The following is an 11,627-nucleotide window of genomic DNA, read 5'->3' as shown; positions in this document are numbered from 1 at the left end:
TCGGGATGCCACGGCGCCCGCTCCCCGTGCGCTGCCTATGCTCCGAACGTGGCCTCTGCTTCCCGTTCCCTCGACCTGCTCGCAGCCGGTGCCGGCGTCGCGGCCGCCGTGCTCGGCGCGGGACTCGGCGAACTCACCGCGGCCGTGGTCGCGCCGTCGGCGAGCCCCTTCGCCGTCATCGGCGGCGGGATGATCGACATCGCACCGCCGTGGGGGAAAGACCTGGCGATCAGCTGGTTCGGCACGAACGACAAGGCCGCCCTGCTGGTCGGCATCGCGATCCTCCTCCTGGCGGTCGCCGCCGCCGCAGGCGTGCTCGAACGCCGCCGCCCGCCGTGGGGGCGCGTGATCCTGGGCGGACTCGGTGTCGTCGGCGTGATCGTGTCGATGACGCGGGCCGATGCCGACGTCCTGTCGCCGGCTCCGTCGTTCGTTGCGGGAGCCGTCGCCGTGATCACCGGAGCGCTGCTCATCGCGCGCCTCCGCCGCACGAGTGCCGCCCCCGCGGAGACCACCGGCCCGTCCCGACGCAACGTCCTCGCGTTCTCGGGCGTCGCGGTCGTCGTCGGTGCCCTCGCCGCGGTCGGTTCCGCGGCCGTCCGCGGGGGCGCGCAGGCGGCGTCGACTGTCCGCTCCGCCCTCCGCCTGCCGACCCCGGCGACCACGACGCCCGTCCCGGCCGCGGCGGAGCTCGGCATCGACGGCCTCGCGCCGGTGATCACGCCGGCCGCGGACTTCTACCGCATCGACACCGCGCTCGTGGTGCCGCAGGTCGATCCCTCGACGTGGAGTCTTCGCATCCACGGGCTCGTCGAGGAAGAGGTCGTGCTGACCTGGGACGACCTCGTCGCCCTCCCCCAGCGCGAGACCGTCGCGACGCTCGTGTGCGTGTCGAACGAGATCGGCGGCGACCTGATCGGCACGGCGCGCTGGCTGGGCGTCCCGATCCGGGAGCTGCTCGCCCGGGCGAAGCCGACGGCGGGTGCCGACATGGTCCTTTCGCACTCGATCGACGGCTTCACCGCCTCGACGCCGCTCGAAGCGCTGACCGACGAGCGCGACGCGCTGCTCGCGATCGGGATGAACGGCGAGCCGCTCCCGATCGCGCACGGATTCCCGGTCCGCATGGTCGTCCCGGGCCTGTACGGCTACGTCTCCGCGACGAAGTGGGTGACCGAGCTCGAGGTGACGCAGTACGCGGTCGCCGAGGGCTACTGGACCTCGCGCGGATGGTCGGCGCGCGGCCCGGTGAAACTGGCATCCCGAATCGACGTCCCCCGCGCGGGCGCGCGCGTCACCGCCGGCTCCACGATGATCGCGGGAGTCGCCTGGCAGACCCACGTCGGCGTCTCGGGCGTCGAGGTGCAGATCGACGACGGCGCGTGGCAGCCGGCGAAGCTCGCAACGGCGATCTCGTCCGACACGTGGGTGCAGTGGAGCCTGCCGTGGGATGCCACGGCGGGAACGCACACGATCCGCTGCCGCGCCACGTCCGCCACCGGCGAGACCCAGACCCAGCAGCGCGCCGCGCCCGCCCCCGACGGCGCGACCGGCTGGGACGAGCTGACGCTCACCGTCGCGTGAAACGCGAAGAGCCCCCGCACGTGGCGGAGGCTCTCGCGTGAGTCGCGCTCTCAGGGCAGGACGTGCCGCAGCTGCTCGATGGCCCAGTCGATCTCGGTGGCGCGGATCGTCAGGGGCGGCGCGATGCGGATCGTCTGCCCGTGCGTGTCCTTGACCAGCACGCCGCGCGCGAGGAGCTTCTCGGCGATCTCGCGCCCGCGGCCCGCGGCCGGGTCGATGTCGACGCCGGCCCAGAGCCCTGCCACGCGCACCGCGGTCACGCCGTGACCCACGAGCGACTCGAGCCCCTGCGCGAGGTGCTCGCCGAGCGCCTTCGCGCGGGTCTGGAACTCTCCGGATGCCAGCATCTCGACGACACCGCAGTCCCACCGCGGCAGCGAGCGGGTTGCCGCCGAAGGTCGAGCCGTGCTCACCGGGACGGATGACGCCGAGGACGTCCTCGTTCGCGACGACGGCGGACAGGGGCAGGATGCCACCGCCCAGCGCCTTGCCGAGGAGATAGACGTCGGGCACGACGCCTTCGCGGTCGCACGCGAACGTCTCGCCCACGCGGCCGAGGCCCGACTGGATCTCGTCGGCGATGAACAGCACGTTGTTCTCGGTGCAGATCTCCCGCACCCGGCGGAGGAACCCCTCCGGCGGGATGATGATGCCGGCCTCGCCCTGGATCGGCTCGAGGAGCACCGCGGCGGTGTTCTCGTCGATCGCGGCGGCGATGGCATCCGCGTCTCCGTAGGGCACATGGACGAAGCCGGGCGCGTACGGACCGAAGTCGTCGTGCGCGGTGGGGTCGTCGCTGAAACCGACGATCGTCGTGGTGCGGCCGTGGAAGTTACCGTTCGCGACGATGATGGTCGCGGCATCCGGGGCGATGCCCTTCGACCGGTAGCCCCACGCGCGGGCGACCTTGATGCCGGTCTCGACCGCCTCCGCGCCGGTGTTCATCGGCAGCACGAGATCCTTGCCGCACAGCTGCGCGAGCGCCGTGGCGAAGGGACCGAGCTGGTCGTTGTGGAAGGCGCGGCTCGTGAGCGTCAGACGCTCCAGCTGCTCGCGGGCGGCGGCGAGGATCGCCGGGTGCCCGTGGCCGAAGTTCAGCGCGGAGTACGCCGACAGCAGGTCGAGGTAGCGCTTGCCCTCGACGTCGGTGACCCAGACGCCCTCGGCGCGCGCCGCGACGACCGGCAGCGGGTGGTAGTTGTGCGCGAGGTGCGCGCCTTCGGCGGCGATGAGCTGCGCGCCGAGGTCGTCGACGGCGGTGCTCATCGGGTGCCCCCGCGCAGTTCGAGCGTGCAGCACTTGATGCCGCCGCCACCGAGCAGCAGCTCGGACAGGTCGACCAGCACGGGCGTGTAGCCGCGCTCGCGCAGCTGCGCCTCGAAGCCTTTCGCGCGCGGCGAGATGATGACGTTCTTGCCGTCGCTGGCGGAGTTCAGGCCGAACACCGCGCCATCGGCATCCGAGACCCGGATGGCATCCGGGTAGCGCTCGCGGAGGATCGCCTGGCTGCGCTCGTCGAACGCGTTCGGCAGGTACGCGATGTTGGCCTTCTCGACGCCGCCGGCACCCTCGACGGGGTCGAGCACGGCGATCGCGGTGTCGAGGTGGTAGAACCGCGGGTCGGTGAGCGTCAGCGACACGACCTCGCGCGAGAACACCTCGCCGACCTCGCGGTGGCTGTCGCCGGTGGAGCGGAAGCCGGTGCCGGCGAGGATCGTGTTGCCGACGAGCAGGAAGTCGCCCTCGCCCTCGTTGACCTCGACCGGCTCGGCGACCTCGAAGCCGTTGGCGGCGAACCAGTCGATGAACGCGGGCGCCTCGTTGGCGCGCTCGCGGAAGCGGAACTTCGGCCCGTACGCGACGCCGTCGATGACGAAGCCGCCGTTGGCCGTGTAGACCATGTCGGGCAGACCCTCGAGCGGGTCGATGAGCTCGATCTCGTGGCCGAGCTCGGTGTACGTGTCGTAGAGCGACTGCCACTGGCGCAGGGCCAGGGCGGTGTCGGTGGGGCGCGACGGCTCCATCCACGGATTGATGCTGTAGCTCACGGTGAAGTGCTCGGGCCGGCACATCAGGTAGCGGCGGTGCTGCTGCACGCGCTCGACCGTTGCGGTCTCGGCGGTGGCGGCGGTGGGGTTCGCGGACATCTCTGCTCCTCAGGAGAAGGTGCGGCGGACGCTGTCCTCTGGGCCCGGTGGCCCTTCGACCCGGCGGCGCCTTCGCGCCGTGCGGGGAAAGGTCGGTCCGAGCACGCCGCGGCCATTGTCTCACGCGGGCGCGGGCGCGCGCGAGCCGCCGGGCGGGCGTGGCGGAACCTCAGCGATTCGCGCCGGGTCAGCGGCATCCGGTCGGCTCCGACTGAGGTTGCGCGGATCGCGGAGGATGCGCGGATCGCGGAGGTTGCGCGAATCGCGGAGCCGGCGCGTCGCGCGGCGTCACGGGCGCCGGTCGTGTCGGAGGTGCATGGGAGAATCGTCGCGATGTCTGCCACGCTCGAGAATTCCGTCGTCTTCGACGAGTCGGCCGGTGTCGTCCGCATCCTCGATCGCCGCGTGTTCCCCGCGCGGGTGGAATGGGTGGATGCCACGACCCCCGACGAGGTCGCTGCGGCGATCCGCGACATGGTGACCCAGAGCTCGGGGCCCCTGTACGCCGCGACCGCCGGCATGGGCCTGGCCGCGCTGCAGGTGCGGGGGCTGCCGCTCGGCGAGGCGCGCACCGCGCTCGGCCGCGCGGGCCGCGCCCTCGCCACCGCCCGCCCGACGAACGCCCACCCACGCGATGCCGTCGCCCGGATCCTCGCGGCCGGACGGGATGCCGACGACACCGACGCCCTGGTGTCCGTGACGCTCGAGACGGCCGCGGCCGTCGACCGCGACTACCGCGAAGCGAGCCTGCGGCTCGGTCGTGCGACGCTGTCGCTGCTGCCGGAGTCGCCGCGCATCCTGACGCACTGCTGGGCCGACGCGTACCTGTTCGGACTCGTGGCCGCGGCGCGCGAGGCCGGCCGCGAGATCGAGTGGATCGCCACCGAGACCCGCCCGTACCTGCAGGGCGCGCGACTGACCGCGCACTCGCTGCGCGAACTCGACCAGAAGGTCACGCTGATCACCGACGGCATGGCCGCGGCGGCCCTCGCCTCGCCGCGCGGCGTCGGCTCCGGACCGATCGATGCCGTCGTCACCGCCGCCGACCGTGTCGCGCTCGACGGATCCGTGGTGAACAAGGTGGGAACGCTCGCGCACGCGGCCGCGGCGGCGGCGTTCGGCATCCCGTACTACGCCATGGTCGAGGCGCCCGACCCCGGTGCTCCGACGGGCGCCGACGTCGTGATCGAGGACCGCGACCCGCGCGAGGTTCTCGAGGTGCTCGGGCAGCGCACCGCGAGCCCACTCGTGACCGACGCGTGGTACCCCGCGTTCGACGTCACCCCGCCACGCCTCGTGACGCGCATCGCGACGAGTCGCGGCACCTTCGCCCCGGCGAACGTCGGCGAGCACTTCGCGACGGATCCGGATGCCGAGGCGCCCGCGCCCGCGCTCCGGCGCCGCCGCTCGCCCGCCGAGCCCGCGCCCGTCGCCGCGACCGTGCAGCCCGACACCATCGCCTTCCGCTCCGTGCCCGCTTCCCCCGACGAGGACCCGCAATGACCGCCATCTCCGCCGACGTCGTCGTGCTCGACATCGAGGGCACGACGAGCGCCGCCGGGTTCATCCTCGGCGACCTGTACGACTACGCCCGCCCGCGCCTGGACGCGCTGCTCGCCCGCGACGACGACACCGTGCGCGCCGCCCGCGCGGACGCGATCGCCGAGACCGGACTGGATGCCGACGCCACCGATGCCGAGGTCGCCGACGCGCTGCGCGAGCTCATGGCATCCGATGTGAAGTCGACGCCGCTGAAGACGCTGCAGGGCATCCTGTGGGCCGAGGGTTTCGCGGCCGGCGAGATCCACTCGCAGTTCTTCGAGGACGTGCCGCCGCGCCTGCGCGCGTGGCACGAGGCCGGGATCCGGCTCGCGGTGTACTCGTCCGGGTCGGTCGCGTCGCAGGTGCCGTGGTTCCGCCACGCACCGCAGGGCGATCTGACGCCGCTCGTCGAGGACTTCTTCGACACGGTGAGCGCCGGGCCGAAGAAGGAGTCCGGGTCATACGACCGCATCACCGCGGCCCTCGGCGTCGCTCCCGAGCGTGCGCTGTTCCTCACCGACCACCCCGACGAGGTCGCCGCGGCGCTGGCGGCCGGCTGGCAGGTCGTCGCGCTCGATCGCGCCGGCGAGCCCTGGCACGGCGCGGAGTTCGCGGCGCCGTCCGTGGCATCCTTCGACGAGATCGAGCTGTCGCGGTGAGCCTCCCCCTGACCGCGCGCGTGCAGGAAGCCGGCGCCGCCCTGGCCGCGGAGGCCTCGCGCTTCTCGGGGTACGGCTGGATGCGCGGCACCTCCGGCAACCTCTCGGTCGTGATCGACCGCGATCCGCTCGTGCTCGCGGTCACGGCATCCGGTCTCGACAAGTCCGAGCTCACCGACCGCGACGTCGTGCTCATCGACGCCGACGGCGCGGCGATCGACCCCGACGATCCGCGGCCCCCGTCCGCCGAGGCGGGGCTTCACGCACACATCGCCGCGCGGACCGGCGCGGGAGCGGTGTTCCACGTGCACGCGTTCGACGCGGTCGTCGCGGGGCACCGGTGGCCGGCCGGCGTCGAGATCCGCGACATGGAGATGCTCAAGGGCATCGGCCATCGCGCGCACGGCGAGACCGTGACGATCCCGGTGATCGCGAACGACCAGGACATGACGGTCGAGGCCGCCCGCTTCGACGAGGTCTACGTTCCTGCCACGGCCGAGGTGCCCGAGGTCCCCGCGCTCATCGTGGCGCGCCACGGCATGTACGCGTGGGGCGAGGACATCGCCGCCGCCCGCCGCCACCTCGAGATCGCCGAGTGGCTGCTGCGTTTCACCGTCGCGACGCGCTAGTCCTCGGCATCCGTCACCGCTCGGCCGCGCTGCGGCCAGGACCAGCCCCCGCATAAACGCTCCGGCTCGGCAGAAACGCTCGGAGAGGGCGTTTCGGCCGACGCGCAGCGTTTATGCGCGCGGACGGGGCCGTGCCCCGACCGCGTCAGCCGAGCAGCGCCACCGTCCGCGCGGTGAGCGCGCGCGGGTCGGCGGTCTCCAACCGCGCGGTGCCGAGGGTCCGGGCCGCGCGCAGCACGAAACGCGCCGCGACGGCGCGCTCCGGCTCCGGCAGCGACTGGATGTCGGCGACCTTCGAGAACCCGACGATGCGGCGCACGGCCTTCGCGGCGCCGTAGATCGCGGCATCCGATCGCACGACCGCCAGCGTGCGCTCGAGCACCTCGTCGCCGTACACGCGCGGGTCGACGCGCTCGGGCCAGCGGCGGCGGAACTCCGCCTCGAACGCGTCGACCAGCTCGACGGGCAGCGTCACCAGCGCCTCGGCATCCGCCGTCCGTCCGAGCACGTGCGCTCGGGCGGCGGCGATCACGAGGTTCGCCCACACGGCACCGAGGTCGAAGCCCGTGGGGCCGTACGTGCCGAACTCGGAGTCGAACGCCCGCACCGACTCCCCCTCGGCGCGCACGAACACCGACCCGGTGTGCAGGTCGCCGTGCAGCAGGCTCTGCGTGCTCTCCTGGAACCGCAGCTTGGCCAGGCCGATCTCGCGCACGAACGCCCGGTCGGCGCGGAGATCCCGCACGTCCTCGTCGTTCGCGGCCAGCCACCCGTTGTGCTCGTGGTCGACGTACGGCTCGGTGAAGACCAGGTCCTCGGTGATCTCGCTCAGCTCCGGGTTGGTCGCGGCGGCGATCGCGCGTCGGCGCTCGGGACCGGGCGTTCCGAAGGCGCTCGTCGCGAAGCCGACGGCCCCCACGTACTCGCCGAGCTGCGCCGCGGCGTACGTGTGCAGCCGCCCGGCGTTGAGTTCCCCGCGCCAGACGGCGTGGTCGCTCAGGTCCTCGATCGACAGCGCGAGGTTCTCCGCGTCGAAGCCGTGGAACGCGGGCACGTGCGCCGGATCGATCCGCTCGTGCACGCCGAGCACCACGGCCTCGCGCGCCGCCCGCTCGCGCGTGAGCGGCCAGGACGGGTCGACTCGCACGTGCGGCAGCGACTGCTTCACGACGACGCCGTTGCCCGCGGCATCCTTCACGATGAAGACGAGGTTCAGGTTGCCGTCACCGACCTCGTCGACGGACACGATGGATGCCGGATCCACCGGCCCCGAGAGGTGCGGGCGCGCCGCGAGGTAGGCGGGGACCGTGTCGACGGTCAGCTGATCGGTGAGGACGGTCATGATGCGGTGGTGCTCCCGGCGACGATGGTGGTCTTGCGACGGCGGAACGTGAAGCTGAACAGCAGGGCCACGAGCAGCACGAGGCCCTTCCCGAAGTCCTGGATGTAGTACGGCAGGCCCATCATCGAGAACCCGGTGACCATCACGGCCACCAGGACCGCGCCGAGCGCCGTGCCCCACGCGTTCGGGCGCCCGATGCCCAGCACAGAGACGCCGACGAGCGCGACGGCCACGGCATCCAGGAGCAGGCTGTTGCCGGCCGAGACGTCGCCCTGTCCGATGCGGGCGGCGAGGATGAGACCGGCGATGGATGCCAGGATCCCGCAGCCGATGTACGCGGCGGCGCGGTAGGCGCGGACGCGGACACCGGCGAGGCGCGCGGCCTCCGGGTTCGAGCCGACGGCGGCGAGCGCGCGACCCCAGCGGGTGCGGTCGAGGACGAACCACAGCACGACCGTGAGCCCGAGGAAGAGCACCACGGGCACCGAGATCGGCCCGATGAAGCCGCGGTCGAACCACACGAAGTCGGGCGTGAAACGGCCCGGTGCGGTGGTGCCGTCGTCGAGGGTCATCTGCGACGAGATGGACTTTCCGTCGACGATGATGAGCTTCAGCCCGACGACGGTGAACATCGTCGCGAGCGTGGCCAGCAGGTCGGGGATGCGGGCGAACACGATCAGCGCGGCGTTGATCGCGCCGATGAGGGCGCCGGAGAGCAGCACGACGCCGACGGCGATCCCGCCGACCTGGTTCGCGATCACCATGGTCCACGCGGCGATGGACACCGCGAATCCGGCATTGGCGCCCACCGAGAGGTCGAGTCCGCCGACGGTCATCGCGAGGGTCACGCCGAGGCCGGCGATGCCGATCGGGGCGATGTACTTCAGCATCCCGACGAGGTTCTCGGGGGTCGCGAACGCCGGCTGACTGACGGCGAAGAACGCGATCAGCAGGACCGTGACGGCGACGAAGCCCCATTTGGCGATGGCATCCACGATCCGGGATCCGACGCTCACCCGCGCGGGAGCGAGAGCGGTGGTCATGCGGTTTCCTTCCGGTGGCCGGGGTCGTCGAGCAGCGCGGCGACGATGCGCGCGCGGTCGAGCACTCCGGCGGGGGTGTCCAGGGCGATTCGCCCGGAGACGAGGACGACGATGCGGTCGGCGACGTCGAGGATCTCGTCGACGTCGCTGGAGAGCACGATCACGGCGGCGCCCTCGGCCGCGCGGTCGCGGGCGGCGTCGCCGATGCGGCGGCGGGCGCCGATGTCGACGCCGCGGAAGGGCTCGTCCAGCACGGCGAGCCGCGGCCCGGTACGGAGCCACCGCCCCACGACGACCTTCTGCTGGTTGCCGCCGGAGAGGTCGTCGACGCGCGTGTCGGCGGACGGCGCGACGACGCCGTACGCGTCGATGACGTCGTCGGCGGCCGCGCGCTCCCGGCCCGGCGAGACGACGCCCCAGCGCGAGATCTGCCGGAGCACCGGGAGTCCGACGGTGCGGCCGATCGACCAGCCGGGCTGGATGCCCTGACGCTGGCGGTCCTCGGGCACGAGCACGACGCCCGCGTCCTTCGCCGCGGCGGGCGAGGAGGGCCGGTACGGTGCGCCGTCCAGTCGTAGGCGCGCGTCACCGTCGACACGGACGCCCGCGATGAGTTCGGCGAGCTCGGTCTTCCCGGCCCCGAGCAGACCCAGGATGCCAGTCACCTGGCCCGCGGCGACTTCCAGGTTCAGCGGCTCGCTGCCGGGGAGCAGCACGGCTCCGTCGACCGCGAGGACCTCCGCGCCCGCGGGGAGCGGCTCGGTGACGTGCTGCTGCAGCTCGGTGGGGACGCCCAGCATCGCCTCGAGCGCGGCGGTCCAGTCGAACGGACGCCCCGACTCGAGTTCGAGGCGGCCGTCGCGCAGGACGACGATGCGATCGGCGAGTCGCTCGATCTCGCCGAAGCGGTGGCTGACGAACAGGATCGACAGGCCCTCGTCGCGCAGCACCCGCAGCACGGCGAACAGGCGGTCCGCCTCCGCCGCGGTCAGCGCCGAGGTGGGCTCGTCGAGGATCAGCAGGCGCGGGGTCGAGCGCAGGGCGCGGGCGAGCACGAGCAGCTGCGCATCGGAGGTGCCGAGGCGCGCGGCATCCGCTCGCAAGACCTCGTCGGACCACGACAGGCCGAGCCGTTCGAGCGCCGCACGAGCCACGCGCTCCGCCTCCGCCCGGCGCACGAGGCGGTGACCTCCGGTCGCGAGGTCGGTGAGCGCGAGGTTGTCGGCGACGCTCAGCCCGGGCACGATGCCGTCGGCGATCCGCTGGTGCACGGTCTCGATGCCGGCGCGGCGGGCGCGGGCGGGCGAGGTGAGGCGCTGCGCCGACCCCTCGACCGCGATCTCCCCCGTGTACGCCGCGTTGGCGCCGGAGATCGCGCCGATGAGCGTCGACTTGCCCGCGCCGTTGGTCCCGAGGAGCGCCGTGATGCTCCCCGGGTACAGGTCGAGCGAGACGTCGCGGAGCACCTGGTTGGTGCCGAACCGCACGCCGACGCCGCTCAGGCGGACGACGGGAGCGTCGTTCACCTGAGCGGCGTGCGAGAGCGGAAAGGTCATCCGGAGACGGCCGGCAGCCAGTCGGCCACGACCGTGTCGTTGAGCAGCAGCGACGGCTCGGCCTCGCGCAGCTGGGCGACGTTGGTGATGCCCTTCTCGATGAGGAAGTCGCGCGTGATCGTCACGGCGGGGAACTGGACGGTGTCCTCGGTGAGCTGGCCGGCCAGCTTCAGCGCCAGAGCGCGCACGACACCGGCGCCCACGGCCGACGGGTCGGTCGCGCTCGTGGCGACCCACGGGCTGCCGTCGGCGGTGATGACCTCGATGTCGGCGTTGGAGATGTCGATGCCGTAGACCTTGACCTTGTCCTGCAGGTTGTTCTGCTCGACGGCCTGGACGACGCCCTTCGTGATCTCGTCGTACGGGGCGAAGATCGCCTGCACGCCCGGGTTGGCCTTGAGCGCGGCGTCAACGAGCGGGATGTTGTCGGTCGCGGTCGACTCGGTCACCTTGCCGGTGAAGAAGAGCTGGTCGAGGTCGTTCTTCGCGATGACCTCGTCCCACACCTTCTTGCGGCGGTCGAGCGGCGCGAAGCCCTCGGCGCTGACGAGGCCGACCTTGGCGCCCTGGCCGTTGTCCTTCACGAGCTGGTCGAGGACGCCCTGCGCCATCGAGGCATCTGACTGCGAGGTCACGACGACACCAGTGGAGTCCTTGAGCGCGAGGTCGTAGACGATGACCGGGATGCCGGCATCCACCGCCGCGTGCACGCGCGGCTCGATCGTGTCGGTCTGGCCGTGGTCGACGATGATCGCGTCGGGCTTGGCGGCGATCGCCTGCTCGAGGTCGGACGCCTGCTTGGCGTTGTCGTTGCGCGCGTCGAAGACCGTGAGGTCGATGTTGATCGCGGCGGCCTGCGCCTTCGCGCCGGCGGTCCATGCGGTGAAGAAGTCACCGGCGCCGGACTGCTGGACGAGGGCGACCTTGAGCGGTGCGCCGTCGAACGGCGCGGGGAGGTTCTCGGCCTTCTGGACGGGCGCGGACGAGGCGGCGGGCGCGGCGGTGTTCTGCTGGGCGCAGCCGGTCAGGGCGAGGGCGGCGATGCCGGCGGTGGCGACGAGCGTCGCCCAGCGGTGGGAACGAACGGACACGGGGGTCCCCTTCGGAGGAGGTCGGGTGCGGGAA

At 72.6% G+C, this 11,627-nt stretch carries 9 protein-coding genes and 1 pseudogene; 4 read left to right on the top strand and 6 right to left on the bottom strand.

Annotated features, from left to right (window positions below; genetic code table 11):
- Positions 1-48: 48 nt before the first annotated feature.
- Positions 49-1,584 (top strand): molybdopterin-dependent oxidoreductase, encoded by a 1,536-nt coding sequence (locus RKD05_RS08470; RefSeq protein WP_424709357.1) that lies wholly within the window; start codon positions 49-51, stop codon positions 1,582-1,584.
- A gap of 50 nt (positions 1,585-1,634) precedes the next feature.
- On the opposite strand, the pseudogene rocD reads toward RKD05_RS08470, so the two are convergent.
- A pseudogene (gene rocD, locus RKD05_RS08465) lies at positions 1,635-2,850 on the bottom strand (ornithine--oxo-acid transaminase).
- Positions 2,847-3,731, bottom strand: a complete 885-nt coding sequence (ddaH, locus tag RKD05_RS08460) for a dimethylargininase (RefSeq protein ID WP_424709356.1) — start codon at positions 3,729-3,731, stop codon at positions 2,847-2,849. Before ddaH ends, rocD begins: the two are co-directional and overlap by 4 nt.
- Positions 3,732-4,064: 333 nt before the next feature.
- On the opposite strand from ddaH, the gene RKD05_RS08455 reads away from it, so the two are divergent.
- From RKD05_RS08455 to mtnB, 3 genes are read left to right on the top strand one after another with little or no spacing between them, the layout of a single operon-like run.
- Positions 4,065-5,234, top strand: coding sequence for a hypothetical protein (locus tag RKD05_RS08455; protein WP_424709355.1), 1,170 nt, complete (start codon positions 4,065-4,067; stop codon positions 5,232-5,234).
- Complete coding sequence (gene mtnC, locus RKD05_RS08450) at positions 5,231-5,932, top strand: acireductone synthase (protein WP_424709353.1); 702 nt, start codon at positions 5,231-5,233, stop codon at positions 5,930-5,932. The genes RKD05_RS08455 and mtnC overlap by 4 nt, the downstream gene beginning before the upstream one ends.
- Positions 5,929-6,561, top strand: coding sequence for a methylthioribulose 1-phosphate dehydratase (gene mtnB, locus RKD05_RS08445; protein ID WP_424709351.1), 633 nt, complete (start codon positions 5,929-5,931; stop codon positions 6,559-6,561). Before mtnC ends, mtnB begins: the two co-directional genes overlap by 4 nt.
- Positions 6,562-6,706: 145 nt before the next feature.
- Here mtnB and mtnK read toward each other — a convergent pair whose 3' ends face one another.
- The 4 genes from mtnK to RKD05_RS08425 are packed head-to-tail and all read right to left on the bottom strand — an operon-like array spanning position 6,707 to position 11,593.
- Positions 6,707-7,903 (bottom strand): S-methyl-5-thioribose kinase, encoded by a 1,197-nt coding sequence (gene mtnK, locus RKD05_RS08440; RefSeq protein ID WP_424709349.1) that lies wholly within the window; start codon positions 7,901-7,903, stop codon positions 6,707-6,709.
- Positions 7,900-8,946: an ABC transporter permease gene (locus RKD05_RS08435; RefSeq protein ID WP_424709347.1), complete on the bottom strand. Its 1,047-nt coding sequence runs from the start codon at positions 8,944-8,946 to the stop codon at positions 7,900-7,902. The genes mtnK and RKD05_RS08435 overlap by 4 nt, the downstream gene beginning before the upstream one ends.
- Positions 8,943-10,502, bottom strand: coding sequence for a sugar ABC transporter ATP-binding protein (locus tag RKD05_RS08430; RefSeq protein WP_424709346.1), 1,560 nt, complete (start codon positions 10,500-10,502; stop codon positions 8,943-8,945). Before RKD05_RS08430 ends, RKD05_RS08435 begins: the two co-directional genes overlap by 4 nt.
- Entirely contained in the window at positions 10,499-11,593 is a 1,095-nt protein-coding gene (locus tag RKD05_RS08425) for a substrate-binding domain-containing protein (protein WP_424709345.1), read from the bottom strand. The genes RKD05_RS08430 and RKD05_RS08425 overlap by 4 nt, the downstream gene beginning before the upstream one ends.
- Between the last annotated feature and the right edge of the window lie 34 nt (positions 11,594-11,627).

The sequence above is a fragment of the Microbacterium sp. SLBN-111 genome (genome assembly GCF_049739645.1).
GTDB lineage: Bacteria > Actinomycetota > Actinomycetes > Actinomycetales > Microbacteriaceae > Microbacterium.
Note: the sequence above shows the minus strand (reverse complement) of the source record. Positions and strands in the feature narration are given on the sequence as shown.